The sequence below is a fragment of the Mycobacterium sp. GA-0227b genome, assembly GCF_001499855.1.
Taxonomy (GTDB): domain Bacteria; phylum Actinomycetota; class Actinomycetes; order Mycobacteriales; family Mycobacteriaceae; genus Mycobacterium.
Map to the genome: position 1 here is coordinate 229,002 of NZ_LQIK01000001.1, position 13,530 is coordinate 242,531.

The 13,530-nt window shown below is 64.8% G+C and carries 13 protein-coding genes and 1 pseudogene; 7 read left to right on the forward strand and 7 right to left on the reverse strand.

The features are described from left to right. Position 1 precedes the first annotated feature (1 nt). The 7 genes from AU185_RS01120 to AU185_RS01150 are packed head-to-tail and all read left to right on the forward strand — an operon-like array spanning position 2 to position 8,702. A complete protein-coding gene (locus tag AU185_RS01120) occupies positions 2-1,387 on the forward strand; it encodes an aldehyde dehydrogenase family protein (RefSeq protein ID WP_059100478.1) in 1,386 nt (461 codons plus the stop codon). Beyond that, the gene (locus AU185_RS01125) at positions 1,387-2,814 is read left to right on the forward strand and encodes a wax ester/triacylglycerol synthase family O-acyltransferase (RefSeq protein WP_059100479.1); all 1,428 of its coding nucleotides are present in this window, start codon (positions 1,387-1,389) and stop codon (positions 2,812-2,814) included. The genes AU185_RS01120 and AU185_RS01125 overlap by 1 nt, the downstream gene beginning before the upstream one ends. After that, on the forward strand, positions 2,811-3,815 hold the full coding sequence (locus AU185_RS01130) for a PDR/VanB family oxidoreductase (protein ID WP_059100480.1): 1,005 nt from the start codon (positions 2,811-2,813) through the stop codon (positions 3,813-3,815). The genes AU185_RS01125 and AU185_RS01130 overlap by 4 nt, the downstream gene beginning before the upstream one ends. Beyond that, the gene (locus AU185_RS01135) at positions 3,812-4,870 is read left to right on the forward strand and encodes a Rieske 2Fe-2S domain-containing protein (protein WP_059100481.1); all 1,059 of its coding nucleotides are present in this window, start codon (positions 3,812-3,814) and stop codon (positions 4,868-4,870) included. Before AU185_RS01130 ends, AU185_RS01135 begins: the two co-directional genes overlap by 4 nt. 30 nt (positions 4,871-4,900) lie before the next feature. After that, positions 4,901-6,148, forward strand: coding sequence for a cytochrome P450 (locus AU185_RS01140; protein WP_059100482.1), 1,248 nt, complete (start codon positions 4,901-4,903; stop codon positions 6,146-6,148). Further along, a complete protein-coding gene (locus AU185_RS01145; protein WP_059100483.1) occupies positions 6,145-6,921 on the forward strand; it encodes a DUF5995 family protein in 777 nt (258 codons plus the stop codon). The genes AU185_RS01140 and AU185_RS01145 overlap by 4 nt, the downstream gene beginning before the upstream one ends. Continuing rightward, positions 6,921-8,702, forward strand: a complete 1,782-nt coding sequence (locus AU185_RS01150; protein ID WP_082683676.1) for a lysophospholipid acyltransferase — start codon at positions 6,921-6,923, stop codon at positions 8,700-8,702. Before AU185_RS01145 ends, AU185_RS01150 begins: the two co-directional genes overlap by 1 nt. A gap of 40 nt (positions 8,703-8,742) precedes the next feature. Here AU185_RS01150 and AU185_RS25760 read toward each other — a convergent pair whose 3' ends face one another. The 7 genes and pseudogenes from AU185_RS25760 to rpsF form a co-directional block, all read right to left on the reverse strand. Continuing rightward, complete coding sequence (locus AU185_RS25760) at positions 8,743-9,057, reverse strand: helix-turn-helix domain-containing protein (protein WP_082683677.1); 315 nt, start codon at positions 9,055-9,057, stop codon at positions 8,743-8,745. Beyond that, positions 9,017-9,202, reverse strand: a pseudogene (locus tag AU185_RS25480) (TnsA-like heteromeric transposase endonuclease subunit); the annotation flags it as partial. The gene AU185_RS25760 and the pseudogene AU185_RS25480, both read right to left, overlap by 41 nt. Before the next feature lie 191 nt (positions 9,203-9,393). Further along, positions 9,394-11,211, reverse strand: coding sequence for a replicative DNA helicase (gene dnaB, locus AU185_RS01155; RefSeq protein WP_059100485.1), 1,818 nt, complete (start codon positions 11,209-11,211; stop codon positions 9,394-9,396). Between the two features lie 483 nt (positions 11,212-11,694). Continuing rightward, complete coding sequence (gene rplI, locus AU185_RS01160; RefSeq protein ID WP_059100486.1) at positions 11,695-12,153, reverse strand: 50S ribosomal protein L9; 459 nt, start codon at positions 12,151-12,153, stop codon at positions 11,695-11,697. A 13-nt stretch (positions 12,154-12,166) separates the two neighbouring features. Continuing rightward, positions 12,167-12,421, reverse strand: a complete 255-nt coding sequence (rpsR, locus tag AU185_RS01165) for a 30S ribosomal protein S18 (RefSeq protein WP_059100487.1) — start codon at positions 12,419-12,421, stop codon at positions 12,167-12,169. Positions 12,422-12,465: 44 nt separating this feature from the next. Continuing rightward, positions 12,466-12,969 carry a single-stranded DNA-binding protein gene (locus tag AU185_RS01170; protein ID WP_059100488.1) on the reverse strand — a complete coding sequence of 168 codons (504 nt, stop codon included), beginning with the start codon at positions 12,967-12,969 and terminating at the stop codon, positions 12,466-12,468. Between the two features lie 90 nt (positions 12,970-13,059). Continuing rightward, on the reverse strand, positions 13,060-13,350 hold the full coding sequence (gene rpsF, locus AU185_RS01175) for a 30S ribosomal protein S6 (protein ID WP_014818429.1): 291 nt from the start codon (positions 13,348-13,350) through the stop codon (positions 13,060-13,062). Positions 13,351-13,530 lie beyond the last annotated feature (180 nt).

Below are 13,530 nucleotides of genomic sequence, written 5' to 3' on the forward strand. Positions count from 1 at the left end.
CATGACAAGCCAGACAGCGTCCGTCGATGCGCCTACTGTGCTGAACGAGCTACGAGGGGTGTTCAGCAGCGGGCGCACCCGCGGATTGTCGTGGCGCCTCGAGCAGCTGCGCGGAATCGAGCGGCTGTGTGACGAACGGGAATCCGAGATCGCTGCAGCGCTCGCCGACGATCTGGGCCGGGGGCCGGTCGAGGCGTGGCTCGGCGACGTCGCATCGACCAAGGCCGAGGCGGTCTATGCGCGCAAGCACCTGAAAAGGTGGATGCGCCGCCGTCGGGTTTCGCTGCCGCTGAACCAGCTGCCGGGACGAGGGTGGGTGCAATACGACCCGCTCGGTGTGGTGCTGGTGATCGGGCCGTGGAACTACCCGCTATACCTGAGCCTGGCACCGCTCGTGGCGGCGGTGGCGGCCGGAAACTGTGCCGTGGTCAAGCCGTCCGAACTCGCGCCGGCGACCTCAGCTCTGCTGGCGCGGCTGATTCCGGAGTATCTGGACCCAGCGGCGGTGCGGGTCGTCGAAGGCGACGCAGCGGTCACGCAGGCGCTGCTGGCGCAGGGTTTCGACCACGCCTTGTTCACCGGCGGCACCGAGGTCGGCAAGAAAATCATGGCCGCCGCCGCCCCGACGTTGACGCCGGTCACGCTCGAACTCGGGGGCAAGAGTCCGGTCATCGTCGCCGCCGACGCCGACATCGACGTGGCCGCGCGGCGCATCGCATGGGTGAAGCTGCTCAACTCCGGCCAGACCTGCATCGCTCCCGACTATGTGCTTGCCGAAAAGTCGATCGCCGATGACCTCGTCAACAAGATCGTCGCGAACGTGCGTGAATTCCGTTCCGCCGAAGGTGATCCCTCGATGCAGATCGTCAATGCGCGCCAGTTCGATCGTCTCGTATCCCTGATCAGCGCCACCGACGGCAAGGTCGTCACTGGCGGCGGCTCGGACAGCTCCGCGTTGCGCATCGAACCCACCGTGGTCGTCGATCCGTCGCCGACCGACCCGGTAATGGCCGATGAGATTTTCGGGCCGATCCTGCCCGTGCTGACCGTCGATTCGCTCGATTCCGCGGCGGATCTCGTCAACAGCAAGCCAAAACCACTAGCGCTGTATCTATTTACTCAGTCGCGCCTGGTGGCGAAGGCACTGATCGACCGGATCCCGTCGGGTGGTGCGGTCGTCAACCACGTCGCGATGCACTGCATGGTGCCGCAGCTGCCGTTCGGTGGCGTCGGCGCCAGCGGAATGGGCGCCTACCACGGTCGCTGGGGGTTCGAGGCGATGAGCCATCGGCGGGCCGTCCTCGCCAAGCGGGCGCGACCCGACCTGCGTGTGGTGTATCCGCCGTACACCGAGAAGGCCGTCAACGTCATGCGAACGATCTTCTGATGCATCGCCTTTCGAGCCTCGATGCGCAGTTCTTGGCCGCCGAGAGCGGCAATGCCGTTTCGCACTACTGCGGAATCGCGATCTATCAGACCGGCAACAAGCGACCAATCACGGCCGCAACAATGCGGGAACGGTTCGCGAAGCGACTAGCCCATTGTCAGCCCCTGCGGTGGAAGGTCGTCACGGTGCCGCTCGGCCTCGACCGACCGGTATTCGTCGACACCGAGGTCAATCTCGACGATCACATCTCCGAAACAACTCTCGAGGCGCCCGCCGACGACGAGGCGCTGGCCGGCGAGGTGGCGAAGATGCTCGCGGCACCGCTGGATCGGGACAAGCCGCTGTGGAATCTGCGGGTATTCCACGGACTAAGGGGCCGTACCGCGGTGGTCATGGCGTTGCACCACGCCGCGGCCGACGGCATCGCGGCAGCCGAGATATTCGCGACTCTGCTCGACCAGCCCGCCGACGCGGCCTCCGAAGACCATGACGTCGACACCGGCGCCCTTCCGAACCGTGCAGTGTTGGCGGCGCGCGGTATTGCGGCCTTGCCGGGCAGGCGAATCCGCGCCCTACGGTCTGCCCCCGGAACGCTCGCGCATCTGGATCAAGTTCCCGTCTTGCGGTCCCTGCCCGGCGCTCACACCCTGTCGCAGATCGCCAGGGGCGACCTCAGCGCCAAGCGGCTCGACGCACCCCGGACGCGGTTCAACGCAAAGCTGTCAGCGGAGCGCTCGGTGTCGTTCGGCACCGTCTCGTTGACCGACGTCAAGGCGATCAAGGACAGGCTGGGCGTGACCGTCAACGACATCGTCATCGCCCTGTGCGCCGGGGCCCTGCGTCGCCGGATGACCGCGACGGGCGATCTGCCGGCAGACCCGCTCGTCGCCTACATCCCCGTATCAACCAGGCTGCCGGACGCCAAAGACCGCTACGGCAATGCGATCTCCTCGATCATCGCACCGATCCCGACCCACCTGGCCTCGGCCCGCGAACGACTCACGTTCACCCACGAAACGTTGGAACGCGGGAAGCAGCGAGCACGCAAGGCGCCGCCGACGCTGATGAGCGACATCAACGAGCCGATCCCGGTGCCGATGTTCGGCATGGCCGCCAGGGGGCTGATGGAACTGGTGTCGTCGCGGTTCGTGCGGCCACCGGTGAACCTGATCATCTCGAATGTGGCGGGTTCACCGGTGGAGCTGACCTGCTACGGCGCACCACTGGTGGCGCACTACCCGACGAGCCTCGTGTTCCACGGTTTCACCCTCAACATCACGGTCATCAGCTACCAGGACGGGCTCGATATCGGGATCGTCGGCGACGCCCAAACATTGCCTGACGCATGGGAATTGATGGACGACATTCGTCTTGAGTTGGCCGAGCTGTCCGAACTAGTCACCGCAGAAGGGAGTCGCGACCTATGACTTCGACTCGAGTAGCACCGACTGTGCAATCCGCCGCGAAGGTGCACGAGTTCACCACCGACCTGGTCGTGCGCCGCCGGCATGCGGCCGCTGACGGTGTCGTAGCGCTGGACTTGGCGGACCCGGAGGGCGGTGATCTGCCGGGTTGGGAGCCAGGGGCCCACATCGACTTGCTGCTCGAGGAGGGGCTGGTTCGCCAATACTCCCTGTGCGGCGACCCGCGCGATGCCACAACCTGGCGCGTCGGCGTCCTGCTCGACCCCCAGAGCCGCGGCGGCTCGCGCCACGTTCACGACAACCTCGTCGAAAGCACGGCGGTGCGAGTCCGGGGGCCGCGCAACCATTTTGCGCTCGTCGACTCGCCTCGATACCTGTTCATCGCCGGCGGGATCGGCATCACTCCGATCATCCCGATGATCGACACCGCGCAGCAGGCAGGCAGCGAGTGGACATTGATCTACCTCGGACGACGACGGACCACCATGGCGTTCGCCCAGCCGCTGGTCGACACGTACGGGGACCGCGTCACGCTGTGGCCGCATGACGAGAGAGGACAGTTCGACCTCAACGCCGCGCTCAGCGAGCCAGCGGACCAGACACTGGTGTATTGCTGCGGACCCGAACAACTCCTTTCCGCGGCCGAGGAACACTGCCGGCACTGGCCAGAGGGCAGCCTGCACATCGAGCGTTTCGCGGCGAAGGTGCCAGTCGCCGAGCCCGGGGTCGAGGCCTTGGAAACCTTTCAGGTGGTGTGCCAGCGCTCCGGTGTGGCCGTCGAAGTGTCCGAGGACATCTCGATTCTCGAAGCGTTGGAGGAGGCCGACATACCGATCATGTCGTCGTGCCTGGAAGGAATCTGCGGGACCTGCGAGGCGACCGTCGTGGAGGGCAAGCCGGATCATCGGGACTCCATGCTGACCGATGCTGAACGCGCCTCTGGCAACAAGATTCTCACGTGCGTATCCCGTTCCTGCAGCGAGAAGTTGGTGTTGGACCTATGACCGCGAACTATCCCACGAAGTGCTGGTATGTGGCCGCCACGTCCGCCGAGCTGGTCGACACTCCACTGGCCCGAAGGTTGCTCGGCCGAGATGTCGTGCTGTGGCGGCCGTCAGGCGGCCCGGCCGTCGCATTCGACGACCGCTGCGCCCACCGTGGCTTCCCGCTGTCCGACGGCCATGTCGACAACGACCGGCTGGTCTGCGGATACCACGGTTGCGCCTACCTGGCAGACGGGTCCTGCGTACACGTTCCGACACAATCCGCTGTTCCGGCGGGGATGGGTGTGCGCGCGTTCCCCATATTGGAAGAGCCGCCGTTCATTTGGATCTGGCTGGGGCCGCCCGCTGCCGCCGCCGGAAGTCGCCCACCGCGTACTCCGTGGCTGCACGATCCGGGATGGTCCACGTTCACCGATACCTGGCATGTCCGGGCCAACTACCTGATGGTGCACGAACACTATCTCGACTTCTCCTATGCCCCAGTGGTGTACCGCGAGGACCTGCCGCCGGGAACGGAACAGATTCCGGCGTTCAACGATATCGAAGTGACCGAGACGACCGTCTCCTACACGCGGTCCCTGCCGCAGGCCCCACTCGCGGCCTGGGAGGCCGAGGCCACCGGGTTGGATCCCGCGGGGTTGTATGCGCGGCGGGAAAGCGGGAGGTTCGCCTCCCCCGCAATGCATGTTCAGAGGTGGGAGTTGGAGGCAAACGGCACGACGTACGCGAACGTCCGCACTCATGCGATCACGCCCGAAAGCGACACAGAAACGCATGTTTTCATGTTCGCGTCGTACAACTACGCCCCGAACGACGAGTCAGCGGCCGCGACGCTGCAGTCGTTCGTCGGCCGACTCGTCGATCGTGACACGGCCATCCTGGAACGAGTCGCCGCGCATACCGGCTACGACCGCTGGCGGTCCGGTGTGGAGTTCCAGGCCGACGCCGCGGCATTGCGCGCGAGACGCATCGTCGCGGTCATGCTCGCCAAGGAAGCCGGCCGCTCGGCGCTTCGCCCCGGCTGGTCACCCGTGAGAACCGCTACCACCAACTGAGTCTGACGTTCCACCTGAAAGGAGTCCGAAATGACCACCCAGCCAGTTTTTGCCGATGTCGACTTGTCCGAAGTTGACCTCACCGACCTGTCGTACTTTGAGGACGGCCCGCCCTACGAACTTTTCGCGCGCATGCGCTCGGAGGCCAGCCCGCACTGGAACGCGCTCTCCGGCGACGAGCCGGGGTTCTGGTCGTTCACCAAGGCCGCCGACATCGCGACCATTAGCCGCAATCCCGCCATATTCTCCTCCGCCCGTGGCGGCGTGTTCGCGAAAAGGCAAGGCGCGGTGCCACCCGAGGCGCTGGCGGAGGTCATCCTCGGCATGGATCCACCCCGCCATACGAAACACCGCAACATCGTCCAGGCCGTCTTCACGCCCAAGTTGATCCGTCAGAAGGAGGAGAACGTTCGCGCCATCGTCACCGCCCTCATCGACGACGTGATCGAAAGGGGCGAGTGCGATTTCGTCGACGACATCACCGTCGAACTGCCGCTGCGGATCATCGCCGACATGCTCGGCGTACCACAGGACGACCGTCGGCAGTTGTTCGAATGGACGAACATGCTGTCTCGGGCCGCGGCGACCACCGACCCGCAGGTGGGTCTTGGAGCGCTCGTCGAAATCGGCGGATATATGACTGGACTCATCGCCGAACGGAAGGCGAATCCCGCTGACGACCTGGTATCCCGGATGCTCGCGGCCGAGGTCGACGGCGAACGCCTCACCGATCAGGAGGTGACCTTCTTCTTCGCCATCTTGATGTTCGCCGGCAACGACACCACACGTAACACCGCATCTGGCGGCATGCGCGCGCTGATTGAGCACGACAGCGAGCGCCAGAAGCTGATCGGCAATCCGGACGGAATTCCGAACGCCGTCGAGGAGATGCTGCGATGGGTGACTCCGGTCATCTACTTCACCCGTACCGCCCAAGAGGACACCGAAGTCGGCGGACACCCGATCCGCGAAGGCGAACGCGTCGCAATGTGGTACCCGGCCGGGTCGCGTGACCCGGAAGTAGTCGACGACCCGGAGCGGTTCGACGTGTCGCGGGAGAAGCCCCCCCATCAGGCCTTCGGCGGCGGCGGAGCGCATTTCTGCCTGGGCAACGGGCTGGCCCGGCTCGAGCTGCGGGTGTTGTTCGAAGAGCTGATGCACCGCACGCCCGACATGCAATTCGCCGGACCGATCACGCGCTTGACGTCGAACTTCTCCAACGAGCTGACGTCAATGCCGGTCACGTTCACACCGGGCAAGCGCGAGCAGAGCGCGTGACGAGTTCGTTCGCATGGGAAGGGGACGAGCACGCAAGCCTGCTGACACTCAGCGACATTCGAACCCTCGGCGGTCTCCGCGACGCTGCGTCCCGCGTCGCGGCAATCGCCGACATCCTGGCCGAACGTCGCGATCCGCGTGGTGTCTTCCCGCTGATCTATCGCATCGGTCTCGAAGCCGTCGCGGCGGCTGTGGAGGACGGTCGGTTTCGTGACCCGGACTGGGTGCAAACCTTCGACGTCGCCTTCGCCGGCCGATATCTGGACAACCTGCATCGTCACCTGTGCCAGGCCAGGACGACACCGCCTTGGGCGGCAGCGAACCGCCACGTCGACACCGACCCGGCGGCCATCGCGGGAGCAGTGGCCGCCGCGCTCAACGCCCACCTGATCAGCGACCTGCCCGAGGCGCTGCACGCATCGAGTGTCCGTGCCCGCCATGTCTTCGACTACCAAACACTGAGCCGCCTGATCTGGCAAACGGCGCCCGCCGCAATCGCCGAGATCGAAAGGCGGTATGGGACCGACCTTTCGCCGCTCTACTACGCGCCGCCACTGACATGGCTGGACACCGCCCTGCCTGGCGGGGTTCCGGACAGCCAAGAGCGGTTGTTCCACAGCATCACCGGCCTCGCATTCGCCCAAGGCCTGGCCCTGGCTAATCCGCTGGCGCGGCCGCTGATTCGCGCCCAGATAGCGGCCGGATCGCAGACGCTGATCGTGGCGGTCGATCAACTGACACGAAAGTTGCGCCCACGGAGTGTTCGGGCGTGATGGATCGATCCAGGACCAGGTCGCCGGAGGTCGCTGCGCTGCTGGCCGATGCCCGATTCGACGCCGCGCTGCAGTTGCTGGCTGAAGAGCTCGACCGCGATCCGCACGAGGTTCGCAGAGAGGCGGCCGGCTACCTGCAAGAGTTGTCGTCCAGACACGACCCCGCAGTTGGGGCCGCATGGAATCGCTTCGGCCGCTGGCTGTTACGGGCCTACGATTTGATGGTCGATGAAGCCGAGCTCGCGGGCCTGCGCGCGCTCGACGCGCATCACTCCTTGATCTTCCTTCCGTCGCACCGCTCGTATTTGGACGCGTGGATTCTGCCGCGGGCGTTGTCGACGTGCGGACTGTCTCCAGCGTTCGGATTCATCGGGGCGAACCTCAACTTCTTCCCGTTCGGAACCCTGGCCCGCCGCGCGGGCCACATCATGGTCCGCCGCAATACCAAGGACTCACCGCTCTACCGATTGGCCCTGCGCTCGTACATCGGCCAACTCGTGCATCATCATCAGAACCTGGCCTGGGCCATCGAAGGCGGCAGAACCCGGACAGGAAAATTGCGTCCCCCGATGTTCGGCATCCTGCGATACGTTCTCGACGCGGTCCACGCGGTCGATGGGCCGGAGGTGTTCGTCATCCCAGTGTCGCTCGACTACGACCAACTCCACGAGGTGCCGATGATGACCGCCGAACTAGGCGGCGGCGCAAAGTCTCCGGAGAATGCGCGCTGGCTCATCGGCTTTGCCCGTCAGCAGGGTCGGCACCTCGGAAACGCGTACGTGAACTTTGGCGAGCCAATACCCGTGCGGAAACAAACCGCGGCGCTGCGCGTTCAAGGCGCCGACCGCATCATCGAACGCGTTGCGGTGCAGGTGTGCCACCACATCAACCGGGCCACCCCGGTGACTGCGACCGCGTTGGTGTGCTTGGCGCTGCTGCCCGCCGACCGGGCGATGACGCTGCCCGAAATACAACAGGGCGTGCGACCGCTGGTTACCTACATAACCCGTCGCGGATGGCACATGGCGGGTCGCACCGACTTGAGTGACCCCCGCGCGCTGACACGGACCTTGGGCGAGCTGGAAGACTCGGGCGTGGTCGAGGCGTACGACGGTGGCACAGACACCGTATGGCGCATCCGTCCAGCGCAACATCTGGTCGCTGCGTTCTACCGAAATACCGCCATCCACATCCTCGTTGACCGCGCGATCGGTGAGGTCGCCCTTGTGGCGGCCGCCGAAAGCGACGCCCCACCGCGCCGCACCGCCCGCAACGAGGCGCTGCGGCTTCGCGACTTACTCAAGTTCGACTTCTTCTTTTCGCCACGCGAGACGTTCGACGCCGAGATGCGTACCGAGCTTGCGCTATTGGAGAATGCCGAAGGCGGCTTGGCAGAACCCGCCGACGCGTTGCGGTTGCTGCGTCACGCCGATCTCCACCTGGCGCCGCTGGTACTGCGGCCGATTCTCGACGCCTATCACGTGGTCGCCATTCGGCTCACGCAGTGGAGCGGACCAGAGTTCGACGAGAAGGCGTTCCTGCGTGGATGTCTCGGAGTCGGCAGGCAGTGGGAGTTGCAGGGCCGGCTGGGCAATGCGGAGTCGGTGTCACTGGAATTGTTCAAGACGGCACTGCAGCTTGCCCGGCACCGTGGACTGCTGAATCCGTCGACCCCGGACGGCGCGGATAGACGCCAAGAGTTTGCAGAAGAGGTCGCCGACGCGCTGCGCCGCATCGAGGTGATCAGAGACTTAGCCAGACGGATCGAAGCCCCGCAGTGACAACAGTCTAAGCTAAGAGAGTCATTTCCTACCTGTAATTTCACGCTCCATCCCTACCTGCGTTGGGACGCAGCGCGTCATAAGCCGCGACCGCCTTACAGCCCAGCTCTGTCGTCGCTATCGGCCGGGTCGACGTCCAACGTTCGAGCAGTGGTCCGCCGAAATCCTTTGTCAAATAGCGAATTTGTGAGTGTAAGGTGGAACGGTTGATGCCCAGGTGCTCCGCAGCCTCGCTAACCGACCTGTATTCCGTGACGCCTACGAAGTTCCTCAGGTGGATCAGTCCTGCTGGGCGACTGAGGGTCTGATGGAGGATCTGCGTACAGCAGCCGCGCCAATTCCAAACGAGACTCATAGATCACATGCGAACGTTCGGTCGACGACCAATAGGTGCCCGAATAGTGCTTTTGCCCGCGATGCCACCTGAATGTGCGCCACGGCATCGCCGCACTGAGCAGATCAGTGGTCGCGAGGCCCCAGTCGGTCGAATACTCGGCCAGGGTCTCCTTGCTACGGACGGAAACCGTCGCGTCGGCGGCCCGTCCACCACCGGACACGCCTAGACCTCTCACCTCACGGACACGATCCCGTGCAGGCTTGCGCGGCGTGTCTCACGCTCACTGCACAAGTGCAGCGGTGGTGCAGCCAAACTCGAGAAAGTGCAGTCAAACTTGAGAACCTACAGCCGCCGTTATTGCTTGGCCATGTTCGCGAAGCGCGACAAATGTAGTTGATGCGCAACGGTAATCGTCTTCGTCGGACCGTTACGGTGCTTGCCAAGAATGAGGTCTGCTTCTCCACCGCGTGGGTCGTCGCGCTCGAACGCATCCGGCCGGTGCAGAAGGATGACCATATCCGCATCTTGCTCTAAAGATCCCGACTCACGCAGGTCCGACACCATCGGCTTCTTATCAGTTCTTTGCTCCGGACCACGGTTCAACTGGCTGATCGCCACCACCGGGACGTCGAGTTCCTTGGCCATCAGCTTGAGGCTTCGCGAAAAGTCCGAGACCTCCTGCTGCCGCGACTCGTACTTCTTGCCCGACGTCATCAACTGCATGTAGTCGACGACGATCAACCGCAGGCCAGCCTTCTGCGATAGCCGGCGCGCCTTCGCGCGGATCTCCATCATCGTGAGGTTCGGCGAATCGTCGATGAACAGCGGCGCCTCGCTGATCTCACTCATCCGACGCGCCAAGCGCGTCCAGTCGTCGTCGCTCATCCGGCCCGACCGCATATCGGACAGCTTGATCTTCGCCTCCGCCGACAACAGTCGCATCACGATCTCGGACTTACTCATCTCCAGCGAGAAGATGACGCTTGGCATCTGATGCTTGATCGAGCACGACCGCATGAAATCCAAACCGAGCGTCGAGTTGTGCGTCGGCACCATGTCGCGGCCGGCCAAGTACAGATGATCAGAGTTCCCGACCTCCACACACCGCACCGGCACACTCTCGACCCGTCGCACCGAGTCGATCCCCCAGGCGGACTGCCGCCGTCCCCCCGACGTCACAAGTGCCGGAACTCGCGCGGCACTGATCACGTCCACGCCGGGCCGCAGCGCCGTGGTGATTTGCACACCCCGGCTCGTCGGCCACTGATGAAACGCATCCGCGACCAGTGCCGTGCCATCGCCGAATTCGACCTCATAGCAAGGACGCCCAAGCATGACCTCCGTCGCGGCCACCACGCGCGTCGGCTCCCCGTCCGCACCAAGCAACCAATCCCCGACCGCGACGTCGCCCATCGTCGTCCAGCCCGTCGGCGTCGGCAGCGGCGTATCCAACGCCAGCGCCTTCCCGACACCGGGCCGCGCCGCGATGATGATCATCTGACCGGGATGCAGACCGTTGGTCACGTCGTCGAGTTCGACGAAGCCCGTCGGCACGCCACGCGCCAATCCGCCTTGCGACGCGATCGCGTCGATCTCGTCCATCGTCGGCTGCAGCAGTTCTTCGAGCGGAACGAAATCCTCGGATGTCCGGCGCTCGGTGACGTCGTAGATCTCCGACTGTGCGCGGTCGACGATCTCGTTGACATCCGCGCCCTCGGCTCCCGCGTAGCCGTACTGCACGACCCGCGTGCCGGCTTCGACCAGCCGGCGCAGCAGCGCTTTCTCTGCCACGATGCCCGCGTAGAACCCCGCATTCGCAGCCGTCGGCACCGTCGAGATCAGTGTGTGCAGATACGGCGCCCCACCGATGCGGCGCAGCAGCCCGCGCCGATCCAACTCGGCGGCCACCGTCACCGCGTCGGCCGGCTCGCCGCGGCCGTAGAGGTCGAGGATCGCGTCGTAGACGTTCTGGTGCGCGGGACGGTAGAAGTCACCCGGACGCAACTTCTCGAGCACGTCGGCGATGGCGTCCTTGCTCAGCAGCATCCCGCCGAGGACCGCCTGCTCGGCCGCTTGGTCTTGAGGGGGTTGGCGCCCGAAGTCTTCACTGGGCGGCGGTGTGTCCATGCCCGGGTGGCCCGCGCCATGACCCAGGTCGTCCACGACAGCCACGAAGCGTCTCACCCCCTCTATTCACTATCGAACGTACATTCGATACCCGCTTATCGCGACTGTAAGCCAGACCGCCGACAATCCGCTTCCGCAGCGCCGGACCTGTCCCGCCGAGCGCCTACGCTAGACGTTGCTGGCGGGGGCGCAACCAGCCCTTGTTCATAGACCTGTGGATGGGGTGTGGATAGCGCTGGACAACCATGTTGAGTCGTTGGGGAGAACCTGTTAACTAACCACTTCATGCACTGCGTCTGTGCAGATAGCCGCACCATAAACCGCTTGGGATGCTGTGGATGAGAATTGCTTCGGCGTGTCGGCCGGGGTTGCGAAGTCGGGCGTGTTGTATTGCGGCCCGGGGCCAAGCAGGTTAACAGCAGGTTAGCTTCGCTGGGATCCAGCCCACGCGACGAGTTCGCCAGCGCACACAGCAACGGCCGGGTGAAGATCGATCATGGCTTCACCCGGCCGTATTTGACGCTGTTGCTACTTTCCGGCGACGACTTCCAGCGACACCGAGGCGGCGATCTCCGGATGCAACCGGACCGCGACCGGATGCGTGCCCGTCGTCTTGATGTGCGCCTTGGGCAACTGGACGGTGCGCTTGTCGAGATTAGGGCCGCCGGCGTTCTTGATCGCCGCGACCACGTCGGCCGTCGTCACCGAGCCGAACAGCTTGCCGCTGTCGGCAGCCGCCTTGACGGGCAGCTGCACCGGACCGAGATTCTCGATCGCGGTCTTCAGCTCGACGGCATGCTCGCGGCCCTTGACGGCCTTCTGCTCGCGCGCCCGGCGGATCTCCTCGGCCTGGCGCTCGGCACCCCGGGAAGCCGTGACGGCCAGTCCGCGCGGCACCAGATAGTTGCGGCCGTAGCCGTCCTTGACCTCGACGATGTCGCCCTGCACACCCAGGTGTTCGACGTCGGCGGTGAGAATCAGTTTCATCGTCTGTTCCTCCCTATCGCGTCGACGAGCTGAACGGCAGCAGCGCAACCTCGCGCGCGTTCTTCACGGCGATCGCGATGTCACGCTGATGCTGCACGCAGTTACCGGTGACGCGGCGGGCGCGGATCTTGCCACGCTCGCTGATGTAGGTGCGCAGCAGCGCGGTGTCCTTGTAATCGATGGTCTGCCCCTTCTTGGAGCAGAACACGCACTTGCGGGTCTTGACCGGCTTCTCGGGAGCCGGCCGACGCTTGGTGGCCTTGGCCATGTGTCTTTCTCTTTCTTACTTCTTCAATCGCTGATCAGTTGAGGTCAGAAGGGTGGCTCGTCGTCGGCCCCGGAGAACGAACCCGACGCAGGAGCGCTGCCCCACGGATCGTCCTTCGGCTGCTCGGTGGGACGCGAACCGCCACCGCCGCCGCCGCCGAATCCGCCACCGCCACCGCCGCTGCGGCTGGCCTTGTTCACCTTCGCGGTGGCGTACCGCAGCGACGGGCCGATCTCGTCGACCTCGAGCTCCACGACGGTGCGCTTCTCGCCCTCACGGGTTTCGAACGAACGCTGCTTGAGCCGGCCCTGCACGATCACTCGCGAACCGCGGGTCAGGCTCTCGGCCACATTCTCGGCGGCCTCGCGCCAGATGTTGCAGCGCAGGAACAGCGCTTCGCCGTCCTTCCACTCCCCGCTCTGGCGGTCGTAGATGCGCGGTGTCGACGCCACGGTGAAGTTGGCGACGGCCGCACCCGACGGTGTGAACCGCAGTTCCGGATCGGCGGTCAGGTTTCCGACGACGGTGATTATGGTGTCACCAGCCACGATGTCCTCCTGGTTTGGCGGTGTAGCTCAGGCGAGTGGTCGCAGGCGAGCCTACGGAAGCACTCCGACGCGTACAGCCTGTTCTCGGGACTAGTGCTTGTCCGTCCGCATGACCTTGGTCCGCAGCACGGACTCGTTCAAGTTGAGCTGGCGGTCCAGCTCGGTCACAGTCGCGGGTTCGGCCTTGACGTCGACGACGGCGTAGATGCCCTCGGCGTGCTTGGCGATCTCGTATGCCAGCCGCCGGCGGCCCCAGATGTCGACCTTGTCGACGCTGCCGCCGTCCTTGCGGATGACGTTGAGGAACGTTTCCAGCGACGGAGCCACGGTGCGCTCGTCAAGGGTGGGGTCGAGGATGACCATGATTTCGTATGGACGCATGAAGACCTCATCACCTCCTACGGTCTTGTCGGCCACGGTCGTTCCGTGGCAGGAGGGTCGCCTGCGTCGGCAACCGGCCCAGGCTACAGGAAACCGCGCTGATCTGCGAAATCGCGCTGTTCGGCGTCCCTAATGAACTCAAGGGCGTACCCAGTCGCGCTTGTTCGCCGTCACCCCCTG

Excerpts from the sequence above, each read along its gene's own strand:
- AU185_RS01120 (WP_059100478.1), top strand. The coding sequence starts at position 2 with ATGACAAGCCAGACAGCGTCCGTCGATGCGCCTACTGTGCTGAACGAG.
- AU185_RS01125 (WP_059100479.1), top strand. The coding sequence starts at position 1,387 with ATGCATCGCCTTTCGAGCCTCGATGCGCAGTTCTTGGCCGCCGAGAGC.
- AU185_RS01130 (WP_059100480.1), top strand. The coding sequence starts at position 2,811 with ATGACTTCGACTCGAGTAGCACCGACTGTGCAATCCGCCGCGAAGGTG.
- AU185_RS01135 (WP_059100481.1), top strand. The coding sequence starts at position 3,812 with ATGACCGCGAACTATCCCACGAAGTGCTGGTATGTGGCCGCCACGTCC.
- AU185_RS01140 (WP_059100482.1), top strand. The coding sequence starts at position 4,901 with ATGACCACCCAGCCAGTTTTTGCCGATGTCGACTTGTCCGAAGTTGAC.
- AU185_RS01150 (WP_082683676.1), top strand. The coding sequence starts at position 6,921 with ATGGATCGATCCAGGACCAGGTCGCCGGAGGTCGCTGCGCTGCTGGCC.
- AU185_RS25760 (WP_082683677.1), bottom strand. The coding sequence starts at position 9,057 with ATGAGTCTCGTTTGGAATTGGCGCGGCTGCTGTACGCAGATCCTCCAT.
- rplI (WP_059100486.1), bottom strand. The coding sequence starts at position 12,153 with ATGAAACTGATTCTCACCGCCGACGTCGAACACCTGGGTGTGCAGGGC.
- rpsR (WP_059100487.1), bottom strand. The coding sequence starts at position 12,421 with ATGGCCAAGGCCACCAAGCGTCGGCCGGCTCCCGAGAAGCCGGTCAAG.
- rpsF (WP_014818429.1), bottom strand. The coding sequence starts at position 13,350 with ATGCGTCCATACGAAATCATGGTCATCCTCGACCCCACCCTTGACGAG.